Here is a 20,655-nt window from a genome sequence, read left to right on the forward strand (position 1 = left end):
GCCTGCCAGACAGGACGGGTGGGGGAAGAGGCGGGCGCGCCGCGCTATCGCGTCGGCTTCCGGCCGGTGACGCCCAGGTGCACCAACAGGGCGAGGTTCGGTTTCAGTTCGGCCTGCTTCACGCCCCAGGAGGAGAAGCCCTTCTGGTGGGAGGCGACGGCCGCGAGCATCGCGACCAGCGAACCGGCGACGGCCGCCGGGTTCACGTCCTTGTCGACCCTGCCCTTGGCCTGGAGCTCGGCGACGGCGTCCGCGAGGGAGTTGTTCACCGAGTTGAGGATCTTCATCCGGAGTTTGTAGAAGCGCTTGTCGCCCTCGGCGGCACCGAGGTCGACGACCCGGAGGATGGCGTCGTTCTTGCGCCAGAACTCCAGAAAGCCGTCGACGAGTTCCTGCGCCGTCTGCCAGCCGGCCTTGCCTGCCCAGGAACGGCCCTCCAGGAGCTCCGTCAACGCGGCGCCCTCGGTGGCCATTTGCTCGGCGATCTCCAGGACGGCGCCCTCGACGTCCGGGAAGTACTGATAGAAGGTCGCGGGCGAAGTGCCCGCTTTCCGGGCGACATCGATGACTTTGACGTCGCGGTACGGGGAGGAGCTGAGCATCTCGCTGAGGCAGTCGAGCAGCTTCTGCCGGGTCGCCTGCCCACGCCGGCCGGCCACGCGGCCGTCGACGGTACGCACTTGTCCTGTCATGCCGTCAGCTTACCGAGGCGTGATCGGGGCGCGATTCGGCCGACTGCAAATGGGGTGCGAGGGAGTAGCGGGACTGGTGTGCCTGGTCTGCGGGGTGCGGCAGTCGCGGTTACGTTGTCGGCATGGCCGAAAACAGGGCATCGGTGTACGGAGAGGGCGTCCCCTGCTGGGTGGACGCGCAGCTTCGCGACGTCGAGGCGGGCAAGCGGTTCTACGGTGAACTTTTCGGGTGGACCTTCGAGGACGCGTGGTTCGGCTCGTTCACCGAGGCACTGAAGGATGGGGAGCCGGTGGCGGCCCTGGTCCGCAAGGTGGACGGGCGGCTGCCCACCGTCTGGACGGTGTACTTCGCGACCCCGGACGCCCCGGCCCTGGCCCGGCGCATCCGGGACGCGGGCGGGCAGATCGTCTCGGCGCCGGTGCCGGCCGGGGACCTGGGCGTCACCGCGCTCGTCACCGACCCCGAGGGCGCCGTCTTCGCCCTGTGGCAGCCGGAGGAGCACCCCGGCTTCGGCAAGCGGCACGAGCCGGGCACCTTCGCCTGGGCCGAGCTGTACGCCCGGGACACCGAGGCGGCCAACGCCTTCTACGGCGACCTCTTCCAGGAGGCCCTGTTCGGGCCGGACGCCGAGCCCGACTTCGGCCGCGCCCCGGTCGCCGACGTCTACCCGGCCGAGATGCCGCCCCACTTTCTCGTGCACTTCGCCGTCGAGGACGTGGCGGCCGCGGTGGAGGACGTGACGCGGCTCGGCGGCCGGGTCCAGGTACCACCTTTCGGGACGTCGTACGGCGAGGTCGCCGTCGTCACCGACAATCAGGGGGCGTCCTTCGCGCTGCTGCACCGCTGACCAGGCAGGATTTGGTCAGCGTTTGATCCCTTCTGTGTCGAGACATCCCAATTGTCACCGGGTTCGCAACCGGGGCTCGGGCCAGGAAGAATCAGGGTGCGTGCCGCCAGGGCGGTGCGGTGGTGAGACGCTGCACGGGGTCGCGTGGAACATGTGGCTTGGCGCGGCTCGTACGGGGAGGTGGCAGGCAGAGTGGTGGATCAGCTGACGCAGCACGATCCGCGGCGGATCGGGCCGTTCGAGGTGCTGGGACGGCTGGGTGCCGGCGGCATGGGGCTGGTCTATCTCGCGCGTTCGGCGTCCGGCCGACGCGTGGCGATCAAGACCGTCCGGACGGAGCTGGCCGAGGACCAGCTGTTCCGGGTCCGCTTCACGCGTGAGGTGGAGGCGGCCCGTGCCGTCTCGGGCTTCTACACGGCCGCGGTCGTGGACGCCGACCCGCGCGCCGCCGTGCCGTGGCTGGCCACCGCGTACGTCCCCGCGCCCTCCCTCGAGGAGATAGTGAACGACTGCGGCCCGATGCCGGCCCAGGCGGTGCGCTGGCTGGCGGCGGGCGTGGCCGAGGCGCTCCAGTCCATCCACGGCGCGGGCCTGGTGCACCGCGACCTCAAGCCGTCGAACGTGCTGGTCGTCGAGGACGGCCCCCGGGTGATCGACTTCGGTATCGCGTCGGGCGTTTCGAACACGCGTTTGACGATGACCAATGTCGCCGTCGGCACCCCCGCCTACATGTCGCCCGAGCAGGCCAAGGACTCCCGCAGCGTCACCGGCGCCAGCGACGTGTTCTCCCTGGGCTCGATGCTGGTCTTCGCCGCCACCGGGCACCCGCCCTTCCACGGCGCCAACCCGGTCGAGACGGTCTTCATGCTGCTGCGCGAGGGCCCGGACCTGGAGGGCCTCCCGGACGAGCTGCGTCCGCTCATCGAGTCCTGTATGCAGATGGACCCCACGGCCCGCCCCAACCCGGCCGACCTCCAGTCGCAGCTGGCCCCGCACCTCTTCGGCTCCGGCTCCGACGACAGCGGCACGGCCTCCGCCTGGCTTCCCGAGCGGGCCGTGAGCCTGATCGAGTCCCGCCGCAACGGCCGCCCGGCCGGCAAGCCCGCCCCCGGCGCGGCCCGCGGCGGCGGACGCCCCGCACCCGGCCCCGCGCCCATCCCGCCCCCGCCCCCGCACGACCCCGTCGTCCCGGTGCCCGCGCCCTCCGGTGGCCCCGACACCGGCCCGGTCCGCCTCGCCGGTGCCCCGGTGCCCATCGGCCCGGGCCCGCGCGTCGCCGACGTACGCGCCGCCGCCGTCGCGGCGCCCCGGCCGGAGGCCGCCCTCGCCGCCTCCTGGTCCAAGCCCCGCCCCGGCGTCAACGGCACCGACCCCGCCGTGGGCCCCGCCGTCACCGCCCCGCCGGCCCCGGCCGCGCCGCCGGAGCAGGCCGGGGGCTGGCGGCCCTGGCGCTTCCGCATGTCCAACGACGTCTGGGGCACGCCCTCGGTCGCCGGCGACCTGGTCTACGTCACCTCCTTCGAGGTGCACGCCCTGGACGTCGCCACCGGCCGCCGCCGCTTCAAGACCCGGGACGTCGCCTGGTCCATGGCGGTCGCGGACGGCCGTATCCACGCCTCCGACGGGCCCACGCTGTTCGCCCTGGACGCCCGGGAGGGCGCCGACCTGTGGCGGCTCCAGACGGACGCCTGGGTCTACTCGCTCCAGGCCGGCCGCGGCACCGTCGTCACCGGCACCCGGGGCGGCGGCGTCCAGGGCTGGGAGGCCTCCGGCGGCCAGAAGCTCTGGGAGATCACCGGCTGCCAGACCGACTTCGAGTCCCCCGAGGCCGGACCCGCCCTGCACGACGGCACGGTCTACGTGTGGCAGGACGCCCGGCTGCGCGCCCTGGACGCCCGCACCGGCGAGGAGCGCTGGTCGTACCCGATCGGCGACGCGGCCTCCTGCGGCGGCGTGCCGATCCGGCTCACCCAGGCCACCGACGGCTACGTCTACGTCTGCGCCGGTACCCGCGTCCTCGCCCTGGACGTGGCCGCCGGGCACGTGAAGTGGCACTTCGAGGCCCCGGCCGTGTTCCTCTGCCCGCCCACCTTCGTGCCCGGCCCGGCCGTCACCGGCGGCGGCATCTACCTCGCCGACTACCTCGGCACGGTCTACGCCCTCGACGCCACCGACGGCCGCGACCGCTGGCGCATCGCCACCGAGTCCCGGGCCTCCGTCGACCCCGTCCTGGTCGCCGCCGGCCATGTCCACGTGGGCAGCGGCAAGGGCCTCTACACCCTCGACGCGGTCACCGGCACGCCCAAGTGGCGCTTCCAGGCGGGCGGCGACATCGTCGGCGCCCCCTCGGTGGCCGAGGGCCGGATCCACTTCGGCTCCACCGACCACCTGCTCTACACCCTGAAGGCCGACGACGGCCGGCTGCGCTGGAAACTCGCCACCGGCGGCGAGATCACCGGCTCCCCGGTCGTCCGGGACGGGGTGGTGTACGCGTGCAGCAAGGACCGCTGTGTGTACGCACTGGACGCGGAGAAGGGCACGGGCACGGCGCGCACCGCCTGACCCGCCCGGGACGGCCGTCGTACCGGCGTACGGAAGGGGATCCGGACGGCGGCCGCCGCTTGTCGGGGAGCGGCCCGTGCGCCGCTTCCACCACCCCCGACGCTACGCCGGGCACGAACCGGTCGCCATGCGGTGACATGAGCGTGACAGAAGATCGCTAGGCTCTCCGCCATGCGGATTCGGGGGCGCAGGCTCAGATTCACAGCGGTACTGGTCCTGGTGATGCTGGCACTGACCGGGTTCTCCTCCGGCCGGGGTCGCGGCAGCAGCCACGGCAGCGGCTCGGGCGGCGGGGGGTGCAGCAGTTCCAGCCAGGACCACGACAGTTCGCGGTCGTCCTCGTCGAGCGGCGGCTCGTACGGCTCCAGCGGCTCCAGCCGCGGGTCCTACGGCTCCGGCGGCGGGTCCTACGGCTCCGACGACGATGACTACGCGAGCAGCGGCGGCAGCGGTGGCGGCAGCTCCTCCGCCCGCAGGCCGGGCTACGGTTCCACGCCCACGTCGTCCTCCGGCTCCGGCAGCGGCAAGGCCCTGAAGGACGGCACGGCACGGCTGGTCACCTGCGCCACCCCCACCGCCCCCTACGCGACCGTCGAGGTCCGTAACCCCAACGGCCGCAAGGCGGACTTCTCCGTCTCGGTCACCTTCGAGGACGACCGGGGCATCACCGTCGTCAGCCGGTACGGGGACGTCACGGTCCCCGCGAACGGCACGGCCACCGTCGACGTCCGGGTGGGCGGCTCGGGTCTGGTGGACTCGGTCGACCACTGCGAGGTCGACCGTCAGGCCCTCGTCGACGACTGACGGCGGCGGGTTAGGGGTCCTTTCACTATGCCCGTCCGGGTCGCGCGGCCTGGCACCGCACCTCGCCGCGTTGCCGAAAGGCCCTAGTAGCTCCGCTACGAGGACCTTCCGGCGCCTTGCGATGCACGGCACCAGGCCACGCGACCTGATCGGACGCTCATAGTGAAAGGACCCCTTAGTCCCGCAGCTCCGTCAGGAAGCCGATCAGCGCCTCGTTCACCTCGGCGGGCCGCTCCTGCTGCGTCCAGTGGCCGCAGCCCGGCAGCACGAGCGGCTCACGGCGCAGGTTCGGCATCAACTCCGGCAGCCGCTCGATCAGTTCGGGCGTGCCGGGGAAGGCCGGGACCAGGTCCCGGTCGCCGTACACGTACAGCGCGGGCGGGGAGACGACCGCGTCCTGCCAGGGGGCGGTCAGCTCCCAGTTGCGGTCCAGGTTGCGGTACCAGTTGAGGGCGCCGGTGAAGCCGGGCTCGAAGCTCTCGGTGAGCACGTCGAGGTCGTCCTCGGTGAGCCACCCGGGCAGCACCTCGGGGTTCGGCGCGTCCGTGAGCCAGCCGCGCTCCAGGTCGACCAGGGCCTGCTCGGGGCGCCCGGCGTCCGGGGCGTCACCGGAGGCGGAGTACAGCAGCTTGCGCAGGGTCGTGCGGGTGTCGGCGGCGAACTCGGCGTCCGCGACACCGGGACGGCTGAAGTAGTTCCAGTAGAAGCGCCCCCCGAACCGCTCCTGCATGGTCTGGAGCGGGGGCCGGCTGCCGCGGAACGGCGGCGGCACGCTCAGCCCGGCCACCCCGCGCACCACGTCCGGCCGCAGCAGCGCGGTGTGCCAGGCCACCGGCGCGCCCCAGTCGTGCCCGACGACGAACGCCCGCTCCTCGCCCAGCGCGTGGATCAGCCCGACCACGTCCCCCACCAGGTGCAGGATGCTGTAGGCGGACACCTCCTCGGGGCGGTCGCTGCCGCCGTACCCGCGCTGGTCGGGCGCGACCACCCGGAATCCGGCCTCGGCCAGCGGGGCGAACTGGTGCCGCCAGGAGTGCCAGGACTCCGGGAACCCGTGCAGCAGCACCACGAGCGGGCCCTCGCCCTGCTCGGCGATGTGCAGCTGTATGCCATTGACGTCGATCATCCGATGCTCAACCACCCCCCGAGCATACGCATGTATGAGAATCGGCCTTCACTCGCGCAACCGGTACTCCCGTGACCGCTCGCCGAACAACCGGGCCTGCCGCTCGCCCGCCGCGTTCCCGAGTGCGATGAGGTGCGGCGCCTGCGCGACGCCCTGCGCCCGCCCCGCCTCGCTCGCGGCCCACAGCGCCCGCACGGTCCCCTGCACGGCCTCGGTCGGGTACCCGGCGAGAGCGGCGGCGCACGAGGTCGCCGCCTCCAAGGCCCCGCCCTCCGGCACGAGTTCCGACACCAGCCCGACCTCGTACGCCCGCCGGGCCGAGATCCGTTCCGCCGTGCCCATCAGCGCCATCCGCGCGACCTCCCCGTACGGCATGCGCTGCGCCATCAGCACCGACTCGTAGGCGCTGACCATGCCGTAGGTGGTGTGCGGGTCGAAGAAGGTGGCGGTGGTGTCCGCGACCAGGAACTCCGCCTCACCCAGCAGATAGAAGGCGCCCCCGCAGGCCATGCCGCGCACGGCGGCGACCACCGGTTTCCACAGGTCGTTCGCCTTCGGCCCGATGCCGAGCAGCGGATCGTCCTGCGCGTACGGCGAGTTCGGCTGCGGCACGACGGCGTCCCGGTCGATGCCGGTGCAGAACGCCCGCTCCCCGGACCCGGTGAGGACGATCGCCCGCACGGCGTCGTCGAACCGCAACTCGTGCCAGGTGGAGGCCAGTTCGTCGGCCATGGCGAGATCGACGGCGTTGAGCCGCTCGGGACGGTTCAGCGTCACCACGGCGACCCCGCTGTCCCGGTCGGCCCCTACGAGGACGCTGCTCACGGCCGCTCCGGAACCCACTGGACCAGGCCGTCGTGGAAGACGGCCCGCACCCGGGCGCCGATGCGCAACCGCTCCCGCGGCAGGGAGCCGAGCGGCTGCCCGGCCCCCGCGACCAGGTTGCCCACCAGCCGGACGCGCGGCGCCTCGTCCAGCTCGACGACGGCCACGTTGTACGGCGCGAGCGCCGCGTAGTCGGGCAGCAGCGGGGGATGGGCGACGACGTAGGACCAGACCCGGCCCCGGCCGGACACCGGACGCCACTCGCTCTCGAAGGACTGGCACTGCGGGCAGCAGGGCCGGGGCGGGAAGCGCGGCTCCCCGCACGCGGCGCAGGCCTGGACGCGCAGTTCGCCCCGGGCGGCGTACTCCCAGAAGGGGGCACCGTCGGTGTCGGGGACGGGACGCAGCATGAGCGGCTCCTCAACTCCTCAGCAGCAGGGCGGAGGTCGGGACCCCTTCCCCGGCCGTGACCAGGCAGGTGGTGGCGCCCGGCACCTGCGCGGTACTGGTCCCGCGCAACTGTCTGACCCCCTCGTCGATCAGGTTGAAGCCGTGCACATAGGCCTCGGACAGCCCGCCCCCGCCGGTGTTCACCGGCAGCAGCCCGCCTGTCTCCAGCGCCCCGCCCTCGGTGAACGGCCCGCCCTCGCCGCGCCCGCAGAAGCCGTAGCCCTCCAGGGAGAGCAGCACCAGGGGCGTGAAGGCGTCGTAGATCTGGGCGACGTCCACGTCCTCGGGGGTCAGGTCGGAGTGCTTCCACAGGTGCCGTGCGGCGCTCCAGGCGGGGCCGGTCAGGGGGTCGTCGTTCCAGTAGTTGACCATGCCGTGGTGCTGGGCGGGGAGCGACTGGGCGGCGGAATGGATGTAGACGGGTTTGTGTCGGCAGTCCCGGGCGCGCTCGGCGGAGACGACCACACAGGCCAGCGCCCCGTCCGTCTCCAGGCAGTTGTCGAACAGGCAGAGCGGCTCGCTGATCCAGCGGGAGGTCATGTACATCTCCCGGGTCAGGGGGCGGTCGTACATGATCGCGGCGGGGTTCTGGTTGGCCCGGTTGCGGCAGGCGAGGGCGACGTTGAACAGGTGGTCGCGGGTGGCGCCGTACTCGTGCAGGTAGCGGCGGGTGAGCATGGCGATCTCGTCGGCCGGGCGGAGCAGCCCGTAGGGGCGGGTCCACTGGGCCGGGGTGGGGAGCTGGACGGCGGTGTTGGTCCAGGGGCGTGGCCCGCTGCCCCGCTTGCGGGAGCGCCAGGCCACCCCCACGTTCGCCTGCCCGGCCGTGACGGCCGCGGCGAGGTGGGCGACGGTGGCGCACGAACCCCCGCCGCCGAAGCCGACCTTGCTGAAGAAGGTCAGGTCACCGAAGCCGCAGGCCTTCGCCAGCTCCACCTCGTCGGTCTCCTCCATGGTGTAGGAGGCGAGGGCGTCGACCTCGCCGGGCGCGATCCCGGCGTCGTCGAGCGCGGCCAGGACGGCGCGGCAGGCCAGGGTGCGTTCGTCCTCCGGCAGCCGCTTGGCGAAGGGTGTCCGGCCTGTGCCGACGATGGCGGTGGCGTCCTTGAGGCCTCCCGATCCTGCTGCCATGCGCTTGGCACCTCCGGGGCCGAACGGTCGCTGACAGTCCGTCAGATTACCGATAATCTGACGGGTAGTCAGCTCCTAGGCCGTGGGGAGGCGTGCGGTGCGAACGGATACGGCATGGGGAAGCGTTCCGGACCTGGTCAGGACGGCGGCCGAGCGCTACGCGGACGTCGAGGCGGTCGTCGAGGGCCGCACCCGCGTCACCTACGCGGAACTCGGCGCCCGCGTGGAGCGCTCGGCGGCGGCCTGCCTGGCCACCGGCATCGAACCCGGCGACCGCGTGGCCATCTGGGCCCCCAACTCCCTCGACTGGATCGTCGCGGCCCTGGGCGCGGTGTCGGCGGGCGCCGTGCTCGTGCCGCTGAACACCCGCTTCAAGGGCGCCGAAGCCGCCGACGTACTGCGCCGCAGCGGCGCCCGGCTGCTGTTCGTGACGGGCACGTTCCTCGGCACGTCGTACGTGGCGTCCCTGCGCCGGGCCGCCACGGACGGCCCGGGCCCCGGCCCGCTGCCCGGCCTGCCCGCCCTGAAGCACGCGGTCGTCCTCTCGGAGGACGCCCCGGCCTCCTTCCTGACCTGGAAGGACTTCCTGGCCGGCGGGGAGGGGGTCGGAACGGCGGACGTGGGCGACAGGTCCGCGGCCGTACAGGGGAATTGGCCTTCGGACATCGTCTTCACCTCGGGCACGACGGGCCGCCCCAAGGGCGCGGTCATCACCCACGACCAGACGCTGCGCGCCTACGACATCTGGGCCGGTCTCGCGGGCCTCACCCGGGGCGACCGCTATCTGATCGTCAACCCCTTCTTCCACACCTTCGGCTACAAGGCCGGCGTGATCGCCTGCCTGATGCGGGGCGCCACGATGATCCCCCAGCCGGTGTTCAACGTGTCCACGGTCCTGGCCAACATCGCCGCCGAGCGGATCTCCGTGCTCCCCGGCCCCCCGACCCTCCTGCAGTCCCTCCTGGACCACCCCGCACGCGACGCCCACGACCTGTCGGCGCTGCGCCTGGTCGTGACGGGAGCGGCGGTCGTGCCGCTGCGCCTGGTCGAGCGCCTGCGCACCGAACTCGGCGTCGGCACCGTCCTCACCGCCTACGGCCTCTCCGAGGCGAGCGGCCTCGTCACCATGTGCCGACGCGGCGACGACCCGACGGTCATCGCGTCCACCTCGGGCCGCGCCGTCCCCGGCACCCGGATCCGGGTCGTGGACGCGGAGAACCGGCCCCTGCCCCCCGGCCTGCCCGGCGAGGTCCTGGTACGCGGCTTCAACGTCATGTCCGGCTACTACGAGGACGAGCGGGCCACCGCCGAGGTGCTCACCCCCGACGGCTGGCTGCGCACCGGCGACATCGGCGTCCTGGACCGGGCGGGCAACCTGCGCATCACCGACCGCCTCAAGGACATGTTCATCGTCGGCGGCTTCAACGCCTACCCCGCCGAGATAGAGCAGCTCCTGGGCCTGCACCCGGACGTGGCCGACGTGGCGGTGATCGGCGTACCGGACGCCCGGCTCGGCGAGGTCGGCCGGGCCTACGTCGTACGCCGCCCCGGCGCCCTGCTGACCGCCGACGACCTCATCGCCTGGTCCCGCAGGGAGATGGCCAACTACAAGGTCCCGCGCACCGTGGAGTTCGTCGCCGAACTGCCGCGCAACGCGAGCGGGAAGGTCGTCAAGGGCGCCCTGCGGGAGCCGGTCACCGGCCGAGCGGCAGGGCCGGAGTGCCGGTGACCGACATCATCAGGGAGTACAGGGTGGTGTCGGCGGCGATGAACAGCCGGTTGCGCCGGGCACCGCCGAAGCGGACGTTGGCGACGGTGCCGGGGACCAGGACGCGGCCGAGCAGGGTGCCGTCGGGGTCGTAGCAGTGCACGCCCCCGTCCATCGCCGCGGCCCACAGCCGCCCCTGGTCGTCGAAGCGGATGTTGTCGAAGGTGCCCCGAGCGCACCCGGTGAACACCTCGCCGCCAGAGAGCGAGGCGCCGTCTTCGTGGACGTCGAAGACGCGGATGTGGTTGGCGAGGCTGTCGGACACGAACAGCCGCCGCTCGTCCGGGGAGAAGACCAGCCCGTTGGGCCCCTGGAACCCGTCGGCGACCAGCCGCACCTCGCCGCTCGCCGGGTCGACGCGGTAGACGTTGCGGGCGTCGATCTCGCTCTCGGCGCGCTGCCCCTCGTAGTCCGTGGCGATCCCGAACTCGGGGTCGGAGAACCACACCGACCCGTCCGACCTCACCACGGCGTCGTTCGGGCTGTTGAGCCGCTTCCCCCGGTACCGCTCGGCGATCACCGTGACCGAGCCGTCGTGCTCGGTCCTGGTCACCCGCCGGTTGCCCTGCTCACAGGTGACGAGCCGCCCCTGGCCGTCCAGGGTGCTGCCGTTCGGATACCCGGCGGGGGAGCGGAACACCCCGACGGCCCCGGTCGTCTCGTCCCACCGCAGCAGCCGGTCGTTGGGGATGTCGCTCCACACGAGATACCGCCCGGCGGGCACGTACACCGGCCCCTCGGCCCACCGGCACCCGTCGTGGAGGACCTCCAGCCGCGAGTCCCCGGCCTGACACCGCCCGGTCCGGAACCGTTCGTCGAGGGTCTCGTAGAGATGGGGCTGCTCACCGGGCATGGGGGCCGCCTTCGGGAGTGGGCCGACGGGTGATCCGCGCGAACCCACTATCGCGCGCCCCGGCCGGTGGCGCACCACGCCGGGCCGACGGCGACCCGCGGCGGTATGGTAAGTGGTATGGCAACGAAGAAGTACACCGTGACGCTGCCGGAGGAGCTCGCCGAGGAGATCCGGCAGGAGGTCGGGTCCGGCGGCTTCAGCGCGTATGTGACGCGGGCCATAGAGCGCCAGCGGGAGCAGGACCGGCTGGGAGAACTGGTGACCTGGCTGGAGCACGAGCACGGGCCCGTCACCGAGGCCGAGCTCGCGTCGGCCGAGGCCGAGCGCAGGGAGTTCGAGCGTCACTTCACCGAGCAGGGCGCGGGGAGCGGCGAGCGGGACCGGAGGGCGAGCTAGTGGTGCCGTCCTGCTACGTGCTGGACTGCGAGGCGCTGTCCCGGGCCGTTCTGGGCGACCGCGTGATGCTCGCGCGGCTCAAGGACGCGCACCGTTCCGGAATCCGCGTCGTGACCAGCTCGATGACCCTGATCGAGGCCTACCACGGCCGGGTGAGGCGTGCGGCCTGGGCCTGGGCGATGTCGCGTGTCGTGGTGGAGCCCGTGACCCGCGAGGTCGCCGACGCCGCTGTCACCCTGCTCCAGGACACGGGTCTGCACGGCCACAAGTACGCGATCGACGCGGCGCTGGCCGTGATCGCGGGCCGGCAGCCCGGGGGCGTGGTGCTCTTCACGTCCGACGAGGGCGACATGGGAAAGCTGTGCGGGCCGGGCGTGCGGGTCGTTGCGCTGTGACCTGACGGCACGCACCCGCCCGCGGACACACCTCGGCCGCGACGGCTCCCCCTCCGCGCCGCCGCGGCCGAACCCCGTGTGGCGGTGGCTTACTTCGTCGGCTTGAACGGCTCCGACGTGGCGTGCAGGTCCTTCGTCTCCAGCGGCTCGTCCGTGGCGTGCAGGTCCTGCTTCTTCACGGTGTTCTTGTCCGTGGCGTGCAGGTCCTCGGTCCCCAGCGGCTCGGTCGTGGCGTGCAGGTCCTGCGGCTTGAGCTCGTCGCCCATGATCGTCAACTCCCCTTGGCATGGATCAAGCAGTGAGGTCGGCGGGCCCGCCCGGTCACTCCCCCGTGGGTGGTCGGGCGGACCCGCCCGGGCCCCTCACCCCGAACGACCGGAGCGAGGCCCGCGTGCGACCCGTCTGCCCCCCGACGCGACGGATCGACTGCGTCCATCATGGCGCGGCGGGATAAACGAATGATGAACGCCCCCGACCCGCCCCCTCGGACCGCCCGGCCCGCCGCCTCGGACCGCCCGGTCCGCCGTCTCACATCGCCCGTCCGGGTGCCTCAGGCCGCCCGCCCGGGTGCCTGGGTCGCCGGCCCGGCGCCTCGCACCCCCCGCTCCCTCGCCTCACGCCGCCCGTCCGGGTGCCTCAGGCCGCCCGCCCGGGTGCCTGGGCCGTCGGCCCGGCGCCTCGCACCCCCCGCTCCCTCGCCTCACGCCGCCCGCCCGGGTGCCTCAGGCCGCCCGCCCGAGTGCCTGGGCCGCCGGCCCGGCGCCTCACACCCCCCCGCTCCCTCGCCTCACACCGCCCGCCCGGGTGCCTCACGCCGCCCGCCCGAGTGCCTGGGTCGTCGGCCCGGCGCCTCACACCCCCCGCTTCCTCGCCTCAGGCCGCCCGCACCGGCGTCAGCAGCGCACGGACCTCGGTGGCCTCCGGGGAGCCCAGTTCCTCGTAGATGCCGGCCGCTTCCTGCCAGCAGACCTGGGCGCGGCCGGTCTGGCCGATGCCGCTCAGGGCGCGGCCGAGGACCGTGAGGACGTTGCCCCGCCGCCACTCCCCGCCGATGCCGCGCAGGACCGTGAGCGCCATCTCGGCGTTGGCGGCGGCCCGCGCCGCGCGCCGGGCGGCGAGGTCCACCTCGGCCAGCCGGAACAGGCTCATGCCCTCCCAGAGGCGCTGCCTGCTGTCCCGGAACACCTCCAGCGCCTCCTGGAGCCGGTCGGCGGCGCCACACAGCTCCCCGCTCTGGGTGAGGGCGAGCCCGAGGGCGTACCGGGCGTTGGCGCCGCGCAGGGCGTTGCCCATGGCGTCGTAGATGTCGATGCCCTCCTGGGCCAGGGCGACCGCGCTCTGGATCCGCCCGGTCGCGAGATGGATCCGGGACAGGTTGCACAGCGCGGAGGCCACACCGGGCCGGTCGCCCAGGGCCCGGAAGTGCTCGATGGCCCGGGAGAGGTGCTCCTCGCCGTCGTCGTGGCGGTTCTGGTAGAGCGCGATGATGCCGCGCGCGTTGCGGGCCCAGCAGACGGGCAGCAGGTCGTCGGACTCCTGCGCGAGGACGATGGCCCGTTCCGCCTCCTCCTCGGCCCGCTCGAAACGGCCGCCCACGTGGTGGACGTTGACCAGCGTCATCAGCGCCCGGGCCTCCGCCCGCCCGAGCCCCTGCGCGCGGGCCGCGCCGACGAGCGCCTGGGCGGTCGCCTCGTACTCCTTGGAGTTGGCCCCCGACTCGGAGAGGTCGTGCGCCGCCCACAGCATGTCGATCGCCCGCGGGAGGGTCTCCGGCCGCCCCGCGGCCTGCCGTACGCAGGCGAGGAGGCACATGGCCTCCGCGTACAGCCAGTCCTGCGCCGCGTGCCGGTTGCCGAACCGCAGCCCGGGGTACGACGTGGGCTCCAGGTGATCCACCAGCCGGTCCCCCGGCCGTTCGATCGCGTACACCCCGGCCGCGGAGGCCAGGTAGAAGTCCAGCAGGCGGGAGAGGGCCGCGCTCCGTTCCGTCGGGGGGAGTTCGTCCCGTTCCGCGCAGGCACGCGCGTAGAGCCGGACCAGGTCGTGGAAGCGGTAGCGGCCGGGGGCCGCCGATTCGAGGAGGGAGGTGTCGACGAGGGACTCCAGCAGGTCCTCCGTGTCGTCCACCGGCAGGTCCAGGACCGCCGCCGCGGCGGCCAGGGAGATGTCGGGGCCGTCCGCGAGGCCGAGCAGGCGGAACGCCCGGGCCTGGACGGGTTCCAGCTGGCCGTAGCCGAGCTCGAAGGTCGCCTTGACGGCCAGGTCGCCGGCCTGGAGCTCGTCCAGGCGGCGGCGCTCGTCGGCGAGCTTCGCGGCGAGGACCGACACGGTCCAGGTGCGGCGGGCCGCCAGGCGGGACGCCGCGATGCGGATCGCCAGCGGCAGGAACCCGCAGGCCGCGACCACGTCGAGCGCGGCCGTCCGCTCCGACGCCACCCGCTCCTCGCCGACGATCTTCGTGAACAGCGCCAGCGCCTCGTCCGGGGACATCACGTCGAGGTCGATCAGATGGGCACCCGCCAGGTCCAGCATCCGCACCCGGGAGGTGACCAGCGCGGCGCAGCCGTCCGTGCCGGGCAGCAGGGGCCGCACCTGGGCGGCGTCGCGGGCGTTGTCCAGCAGGACCAGCACCCGGCGTCCGGCCATGACCGAGCGGTAGAGGGCCGCGCGCTCCTCCAGGGAGTCGGGGATCGCCGAGTCGGCCGTGCCGAGGGCGCGCAGGAAGGAGCCGAGGACCGTCTCCGGCTCCGCCGCCCGGGCGCCCGCCCCCTGGAGGTCGACGTACAGCTGCCCGTCCGGGAAGGCCGCGCGGGCCTGGTGCGCCACGTGCACCGCGAGGGTCGTCTTGCCCACGCCGCCGATGCCCGCGAGGGCCGAGACCGCCATGACGCGGCCCTCTGCGGAGGCCAGGATGTCGCCCAGTTCCCGGACGAAACCGGAGCGCCCGGTGAAGTCCGGCACGGTCGCCGGCAGTTGGGCGGGGCGCACCGGCGCGGCGGCCGGTTCGGGCGCCGAGGAGGGCTCCGCGAGGGCGGGATCCGCCCGCAGGATCCGCTGTTGCAGCTCGCTCAGGCCGGGGCGCGGGTCCACGCCGAGTTCGTCGGCGAGCAGACGGCGGGTGTCGGCGTAGACGGCCAGGGCCTCGGCCTGGCGGCCGCTGCGGTAGAGCGCCAGCATCAGCAGCTCCCGCAGCCGCTCCCGGAGCGGATGGGCCGCGGTGAGGGCCGTGAGTTCCGAGACGGCCTCGGCGTGGCAGCCCTGCTCCAGGTCCATGTCCAGGCGCGATTCGACGAGTTGGAGCCGCCACTCCTCCAGCCGGACGCGCTGGGCCTCCGCGTAGGGGCCGGGCACTCCGGCGAGGGTCTCCCCGTCCCAGAGGGCGAGGGCGCGGCGCAGGGTCTCGCGGGCCTGGCCGAGGTCGCCGGCGGAGCGGGCCTTCTCCGCCTCGTTCGCCAGGTCCTGGGCGACGGTGAGGTCCAGGGCGTCCTCGGCCAGGTCACGGACCGCGTAGCCGCCGGACTCGCTGACCAGGGCCGCGGTGGCCGGGGTGGCACCGGACCGGCGGGCCTCGCCGTCCGGGTCCAGCACCTTGCGCAGGCGGGAGGCGTAGGTGCGGACCGCCGCGAGCGCCTGCGAGGGCGGTTCCTCGCCCCAGAGGGCGTCGATGAGTTCGGCCGCGGTGGCGGTGCGGCCCTCGCGCAGCAGCAGGGCGGCGAGCAGGGCGCGTTGCTGGGGGGAGCCGGTGGTGACCGGCTCGTCACCGCGCCAGGCGCGCACGGGCCCGAGCACACTGAAGCGCAGAGCCACGGGCGCCCCCGGGCGCTCGGACACCCCCGGGCGCTCGGGCGTCGCCGACGGGTCCGACGGCGACGGCGGGCCGGGACGCCGCTGCTGCGGTACGCGCGGCACACCGTCCGGTACACCGTCCATGCAGTCCCCCTAGACATCCTGAGCAACCACGCCAGTTTGCCTTGTTGGGGGCGGATACGTCAGCCGTGGGAGACACCGATCACAGGGCGGCACGCCAGAGTCCACCAGGTCTGCACACTCTCTCCGCACCCGTCCGTCCGGAGCGGGTGGTTCCCCGGCCCTCACGGCCGGAACCGACCCCGGCCCGCATAGCTGACGCCCCGTCAGATCGGCGCTACCGTGGGCGGCATGGACAGCCACGAGAGCACCTTTCCGCTGATCATCTCCGTGGACGACCACACCGTGGAGCCCGCGAGCGTCTGGCAGGACCGGCTTCCGGGGAAGTACCGGGAGGCCGGGCCGCGTGTCGTCCGGGCGCCCGTGAAGGAGATGACGTTCCTCGGGGGCCGGTTCAGGCCGGTGATGGGGCAGGCCGGGGACGACGGACCGGTCGGGGACTGGTGGGTCTACGAGGAGCTGCGGCGGCCCCTCACCCGGCTCGACACCGCCGTCGGGTACGACAGGGACGAGATCAGGCTGGAGGTCATCACCTACGAGCAGATGCGGCCCGGCTCCTACGACGTCACCGCGCGCCTCGCCGACATGGACGTCAACCACGTCCAGTCCGCCCTGTGCTTCCCGACCTTCCCCCGCTTCTGCGGCCAGACCTTCACCGAGGCCAAGGACCACGAACTGGGTTTGCTCTGCGTGCGGGCCTACAACGACTGGATGGTGGAGGAGTGGTGCGGCCCCGACGCGCACGGGCGGCTCATACCCCTGCCCCTCATCCCCCTCTGGGACGCCGAGCTGGCGGCGGCCGAGGTCCGGCGCAACGCCGCCCGAGGCGTCCGGGCCGTCGCCTTCTCCGAGATACCGCCGTTCCTCGGACTGCCGTCCATCCACACCGACGACTGGGACCCGTTCCTCCAGGCCTGCGACGAGACCGGCACCGTCGTCGCCATGCACATCGGCTCCTCCAGCCGCATGCCCTCCACCTCCGCCGACGCCCCGCCCGCCGTGGGCTCGACCATCACCTACGCCAACTGCTGCTTCTCCATGGTCGACTGGCTGATGAGCGGCAAGTTCGAGCGGTTCCCGAACCTCAAGGTGATGTACGCCGAGGGCCAGATCGGCTGGATCCCCTACATCCTGGAGCGGGCCGACGTGGTGTGGGAGGAGAACCGCGGCTGGGGCGGCGTCGCCGACAAGGTGCACCGGCCGCCGTCGGAGCTCTTCGCCGAGCACGTGTACGGCTGCTTCTTCGACGACGCCTTCGGGCTGCGCAACCTCGACTCCATCGGCGTCGGCAACGTCCTCTACGAGACCGACTACCCCCACTCCGACTCCACCTGGCCCAAGTCCCGCGAGGTCGGCGAGGCCCAGATGGGCCACCTGGAGCCCGACGTGGTCGAGCGGATAGTGCGGGGCAACGCCATCGAGCTGCTCGGGCTGACGGACCAGGGCCTGTGGCCGGGCGGCGCCGGGGGCGCGCGGTGAGCCTGCGGTACGGGATGCAGCTTCCCGTCCAGTCGCAGAGCACCCTTTACGCCGAGGGGTGGGAGGCGGAGGCCGGGCCGCAGGACCTGCTGGAGATCGCCCGCGCCGCCGACCGGGCCGGGTTCGACTACCTGGCCGGTTGCGACCACGTAGCCGTCCCGCGCCGTCTGGCCGCCGCGATGAGCACCGTCTGGTACGACCCCGTCGCCACCCTCGCCTTCCTCGCCGCCGCCACCCGACGCGTCCGGCTGCTCAGCCATGTCGCGGTCGTCGGGCTGCGGCACCCCCTGCTCACCGCCAAGCAGTACGCCACCCTCGACCACCTCAGCGGAGGCCGGCTGATCCTCGGGGTCGGTGCCGGGCACGTCCGGGAGGAGTTCGAGGCCCTCGGTGTGGACTTCCGGCAGCGTGGGACCGTGCTCGACGAGTGTCTCGACGCCCTGCGCGCCGCCCTCGGGCCCGAGGAGTTCCCCGAGCACCACGGCAAGCTCTACGACTTCGAGGGACTCGGCCAGCGGCCCCGGCCGGCGCAGGACCGGATCCCCGTCTGGGTCGGCGGCTCCTCGCCCCCCGCCGTACGGCGAGCCGCGCTCAGGGGCGACGGCTGGCTGCCGCAGGGCGATCCGAGGGACCGGCTGCCCGGACAGATCGCCCGGATCCGGGAGCTGCGCGAACAGGCCGGGGTGCGCGGCCCGTTCACCGTGGGCGCCATCACCGAGCCGCTGTACGTCGGCACGCCCCGGTGGGAGGTGGGCCGCCGGACCCTCACCGGAGGGCCGCAGGAGCTCGCCGAGTCGCTGCGGGCGTACCGGGCGATGGGCGTGCACCAGGTCCAGGTGCGCTTCCGGAGCCGAAGCCGCGGCGAACTCACCGACCAGATACGGCAGTTCGGGCAGGAGGTCGCTCCGCTGCTGACGTAAGCGCATTCATTGAAAACTTGAACAAGTCCACGCCGGTCTCCGTATGCACGGACGTACGGACACGTACGGACACGTACGGCTTCGGCGGAAGGACACAACGACGTGCGCGCTTCCCGGAAACTCTCCGTCGCCCTCGCCTGTCCGGAGGGCCCCTGGCCGCATCCCGACTGGCCGGCGTCGGACGACCCGTACGTGGGGCGGGTGGTGCGTCTGCGTCCCCCCTCGCCCTTCCATGTCCCGGACGGTGTGGACGTCGTCGTCCTGCACAGCGCCGACCCCGTCGACCGGCTGCGGGAACTGCGGGCCGACGGCGTCCCGGTGATCGTGGTCGGGCCGCTCCGGGACGACGAGACCGTCATGGAGGTGCTCCGCGGGGGCGCCGGGTACCTCGTCGAGGGCGACTACTGCACCCGCATGCTCTCCGCGGCCGTCGTCGGGGCCACCGTCGGTCACACCCACCTCTCCCCGGCGGCCTGCACGACCCTGCGCGAGGGGACCCTGCGGGCGTCCGCCGAGGACGCGGCGACGGAGCGGCTGCGCGGTCTGCTCTCGCGCCGCGAGCGGGAGATCATGGAACTGCTGTCGACCGGTCTCGGCGCCCAGGAGATCGGGCTGCGCTTACGGCTGAGCGAGAAGACCGTCCGCAACAACCTCAGCAACATCTACGCCAAGCTGGACGCACGCGGCAGCACGGACGCGGTCCTGCGGTGGCTGGGAGCCGCGCCCGTGCTTCGCATCTGAGAACCCGGTTACGGAGCCTGGACCTCCGACAGCGGTATCTCGACGTCGGTGACGTTCTCCCCGCCCTCGCCGAATCCGGGCTCCGACCTCAGGGCGCGGGTGGAATTCACCAGCCCCGAGGCCTCGGGAGTTCCGCATTTCACATTGCGCAGCCAGAGGCGTCCGTCGGGAGTGCCGTTCTTCAGGATCTGCGGATAGAAGACATGCACGCTCGTGGCGCCCTCACTGGGCGAGAAGAAGACCTTCTGGCCGTCCTGCGGCTCTTTGTACGTGGCCCGCAGGAATCCGCTCACATCGGTGCGCTTGGCGGACCACATGAAGAATCCGATGCTGTCCGGCTGTACGGTGTCCGTCCTGCTGAACGCCAGGGTGGTCGTCTTGTCGTCACGCGTGATGTTGATCTCCGACGTGTTGAACTTCACGCCGATCTCGAAGAAGGAATTGCCGAGTTTCGTGCCTGCGTCCGCGACGAACCCGTCCTCCAGCTGGACGATCCTGGTCACGGACGCGCTCACGTTGAAGGTCTTCAAGGCGGTGTCCGTGGAGCCGCAGTTTTTGCTTGTCGCGGAGACCCGCTGGTTGGGCCCGAGGTTGTCCCGCTTGAACTGGACGTCGACGAACTCGCAGTTCTCCAGCTTGTCGGAGTCCGCCGCACAGTCGGCGCTCACTTCGGACGGGGTGGCGGCGCCCGCCGTGTTCATCAGCGGTACGGCCACCGCGACGGCCACCAGCGGGGACAGGGCCAGGGTGATGCGCTTCTTCTTGCTCCGGTGGCTTCTCGCGCGGCCGGTGCGTGTCATGAGAGTTCTCCCAGGGGGGTGTGGGGGGCAGGGTGACGGTGTCCGGGGCTCAGCAGTCGGTCAGTACGGCCTTGGAGGTGCCGTCCACGACACCGGGAGCGCCCGCAGCGCCCGGCAGGATGACCGGGCCCTCGACGACCTCCGGCGCGGCGAAGTTCTGCTCGGGGGAGGGGTTCCTGGCGAAGCCGCCCGGGTCGGCGTCGATCCGCACCCGCCACTCACCGGTCATGCGCTGCATCTTCGGCGTGAACTCCATGTGGAGGACCTTGCCGACCGGCACCTTGCGCTCTTCCGTCTCACCGGCGGTGGCCGAGTTGATGGTCATGTCGAGGGTGCCCTTGTGCTTGAGCCAGGATCCGCTCAGGGCCCCGAAGATCCCTCCGCCGCCGCCCTGCTGGGTGACGGTGTACTTGCCCTGGCCCTGGGCGGCCGTCGCCGACCAGGTGACCGACACCGTCGCCGGCTCGGTCGCGTTCGGCTCGCAGTTCGGGAAGTCGATGGAGGCCTTTTCGGTCGGACCGTCGAATGTCTCGAACTTGGTCTCGACGAAATCGCAGTTGTCGGACCCGAAACTCGGCCCGGCGATCGGGTGCCCGCCGAAATCGAAGATGTCCTGCTCTTTGCCGTTGAGCACCTCGGCTCGATTGCACAAATCCATGATCTGATCGGGCGTCTTCTCCTCCGCGGCGCTCGCCGACGGCAGGAGTACGGCGGCCAGGACCCCGCCGGTCACGAGGGCCGCTCCGACCGCCACGATCCTGGTCTTCCTGTTCTTCAGTCTTCTCTTGGCCATGGCCAGGATTTTGGGATCCCTTGAGGTGCGGCGACAGGGTCAAACATCCCTACTCGCCAGTCGTGTGACATTCGCCTCAGCAATGGGGGGAACGGGGCGAGACCCCGCCTGACACTCCATCTGACGTCCCATCAGATATGCGAGT

The 20,655-nt window shown here is 72.6% G+C and carries 19 protein-coding genes; 9 read left to right on the forward strand and 10 right to left on the reverse strand.

Translation table 11 applies throughout. The features are described 5' to 3' along the window. Positions 1-44 precede the first annotated feature (44 nt). Positions 45-692 (reverse strand): TetR family transcriptional regulator, encoded by a 648-nt coding sequence (locus ACFZDE_RS22170; protein WP_391000976.1) that lies wholly within the window; start codon positions 690-692, stop codon positions 45-47. A gap of 122 nt (positions 693-814) precedes the next feature. Between ACFZDE_RS22170 and ACFZDE_RS22175 the strand changes: the two genes are divergently transcribed. From ACFZDE_RS22175 to ACFZDE_RS22185, 3 genes are all read left to right on the forward strand, one after another. After that, positions 815-1,540, forward strand: coding sequence for a VOC family protein (locus ACFZDE_RS22175; RefSeq protein ID WP_391202010.1), 726 nt, complete (start codon positions 815-817; stop codon positions 1,538-1,540). 192 nt (positions 1,541-1,732) lie between these two features. Beyond that, positions 1,733-4,102 (forward strand): PQQ-binding-like beta-propeller repeat protein, encoded by a 2,370-nt coding sequence (locus ACFZDE_RS22180; protein ID WP_391202013.1) that lies wholly within the window; start codon positions 1,733-1,735, stop codon positions 4,100-4,102. Positions 4,103-4,273: 171 nt separating this feature from the next. Then, the gene (locus ACFZDE_RS22185; protein WP_391202015.1) at positions 4,274-4,906 is read left to right on the forward strand and encodes a hypothetical protein; all 633 of its coding nucleotides are present in this window, start codon (positions 4,274-4,276) and stop codon (positions 4,904-4,906) included. Between the two features lie 175 nt (positions 4,907-5,081). Here the strand turns inward: ACFZDE_RS22185 and ACFZDE_RS22190 are convergent, their stop codons facing one another. The 4 genes from ACFZDE_RS22190 to ACFZDE_RS22205 are packed head-to-tail and all read right to left on the reverse strand — an operon-like array spanning position 5,082 to position 8,438. Next, a complete protein-coding gene (locus ACFZDE_RS22190; protein ID WP_391202586.1) occupies positions 5,082-6,032 on the reverse strand; it encodes an alpha/beta fold hydrolase in 951 nt (316 codons plus the stop codon). A gap of 48 nt (positions 6,033-6,080) precedes the next feature. Beyond that, entirely contained in the window at positions 6,081-6,857 is a 777-nt protein-coding gene (locus tag ACFZDE_RS22195; protein ID WP_391202018.1) for an enoyl-CoA hydratase-related protein, read from the reverse strand. Beyond that, entirely contained in the window at positions 6,854-7,267 is a 414-nt protein-coding gene (locus ACFZDE_RS22200) for an OB-fold domain-containing protein (protein WP_391202021.1), read from the reverse strand. The genes ACFZDE_RS22195 and ACFZDE_RS22200 overlap by 4 nt, the downstream gene beginning before the upstream one ends. A 10-nt stretch (positions 7,268-7,277) precedes the next feature. Further along, positions 7,278-8,438 carry a lipid-transfer protein gene (locus ACFZDE_RS22205; RefSeq protein WP_391000991.1) on the reverse strand — a complete coding sequence of 387 codons (1,161 nt, stop codon included), beginning with the start codon at positions 8,436-8,438 and terminating at the stop codon, positions 7,278-7,280. Positions 8,439-8,535: 97 nt separating this feature from the next. Here ACFZDE_RS22205 and ACFZDE_RS22210 point away from each other — a divergent pair, with 97 nt between their 5' ends. After that, positions 8,536-10,167: a FadD3 family acyl-CoA ligase gene (locus ACFZDE_RS22210; RefSeq protein WP_391202024.1), complete on the forward strand. Its 1,632-nt coding sequence runs from the start codon at positions 8,536-8,538 to the stop codon at positions 10,165-10,167. Here ACFZDE_RS22210 and ACFZDE_RS22215 read toward each other — a convergent pair. Continuing rightward, positions 10,133-11,059 carry an SMP-30/gluconolactonase/LRE family protein gene (locus tag ACFZDE_RS22215; RefSeq protein WP_391202027.1) on the reverse strand — a complete coding sequence of 309 codons (927 nt, stop codon included), beginning with the start codon at positions 11,057-11,059 and terminating at the stop codon, positions 10,133-10,135. The genes ACFZDE_RS22210 and ACFZDE_RS22215 overlap by 35 nt on opposite strands. Positions 11,060-11,176: 117 nt before the next feature. Here ACFZDE_RS22215 and ACFZDE_RS22220 point away from each other — a divergent pair, with 117 nt between their 5' ends. Both ACFZDE_RS22220 and ACFZDE_RS22225 read left to right on the forward strand, forming a co-directional pair. Then, positions 11,177-11,455 carry a hypothetical protein gene (locus ACFZDE_RS22220; RefSeq protein ID WP_391202029.1) on the forward strand — a complete coding sequence of 93 codons (279 nt, stop codon included), beginning with the start codon at positions 11,177-11,179 and terminating at the stop codon, positions 11,453-11,455. A 65-nt stretch (positions 11,456-11,520) separates the two neighbouring features. Further along, the gene (locus ACFZDE_RS22225; protein WP_391202589.1) at positions 11,521-11,850 is read left to right on the forward strand and encodes a hypothetical protein; all 330 of its coding nucleotides are present in this window, start codon (positions 11,521-11,523) and stop codon (positions 11,848-11,850) included. 89 nt (positions 11,851-11,939) lie between these two features. On the opposite strand, the gene ACFZDE_RS22230 is transcribed toward ACFZDE_RS22225, so the two are convergent. After that, positions 11,940-12,116 (reverse strand): hypothetical protein, encoded by a 177-nt coding sequence (locus ACFZDE_RS22230; protein ID WP_391001002.1) that lies wholly within the window; start codon positions 12,114-12,116, stop codon positions 11,940-11,942. A 607-nt stretch (positions 12,117-12,723) separates the two neighbouring features. After that, positions 12,724-15,780, reverse strand: a complete 3,057-nt coding sequence (locus tag ACFZDE_RS22235; RefSeq protein WP_391202032.1) for a BTAD domain-containing putative transcriptional regulator — start codon at positions 15,778-15,780, stop codon at positions 12,724-12,726. Positions 15,781-16,008: 228 nt separating this feature from the next. Here ACFZDE_RS22235 and ACFZDE_RS22240 point away from each other — a divergent pair, with 228 nt between their 5' ends. The 3 genes from ACFZDE_RS22240 (at position 16,009) to ACFZDE_RS22250 (ending at position 18,917) form a co-directional block, all read left to right on the forward strand. Beyond that, positions 16,009-17,256, forward strand: coding sequence for an amidohydrolase family protein (locus ACFZDE_RS22240; RefSeq protein ID WP_391202035.1), 1,248 nt, complete (start codon positions 16,009-16,011; stop codon positions 17,254-17,256). A 14-nt stretch (positions 17,257-17,270) separates the two neighbouring features. After that, positions 17,271-18,176, forward strand: coding sequence for a TIGR03619 family F420-dependent LLM class oxidoreductase (locus ACFZDE_RS22245; RefSeq protein WP_391202038.1), 906 nt, complete (start codon positions 17,271-17,273; stop codon positions 18,174-18,176). Positions 18,177-18,278: 102 nt separating this feature from the next. Beyond that, entirely contained in the window at positions 18,279-18,917 is a 639-nt protein-coding gene (locus ACFZDE_RS22250; protein ID WP_391001014.1) for a LuxR C-terminal-related transcriptional regulator, read from the forward strand. 8 nt (positions 18,918-18,925) lie between these two features. Here ACFZDE_RS22250 and ACFZDE_RS22255 read toward each other — a convergent pair whose 3' ends face one another. Together ACFZDE_RS22255 and ACFZDE_RS22260 are read right to left on the reverse strand one after the other, a co-directional pair. After that, complete coding sequence (locus ACFZDE_RS22255) at positions 18,926-19,717, reverse strand: hypothetical protein (RefSeq protein WP_391202041.1); 792 nt, start codon at positions 19,715-19,717, stop codon at positions 18,926-18,928. A gap of 49 nt (positions 19,718-19,766) precedes the next feature. Next, positions 19,767-20,510 carry a hypothetical protein gene (locus ACFZDE_RS22260; RefSeq protein ID WP_391202044.1) on the reverse strand — a complete coding sequence of 248 codons (744 nt, stop codon included), beginning with the start codon at positions 20,508-20,510 and terminating at the stop codon, positions 19,767-19,769. Between the last annotated feature and the right edge of the window lie 145 nt (positions 20,511-20,655).

It is taken from the genome of Streptomyces sp. NPDC007929 (assembly GCF_042959065.1).
Classification (GTDB): domain Bacteria; phylum Actinomycetota; class Actinomycetes; order Streptomycetales; family Streptomycetaceae; genus Streptomyces.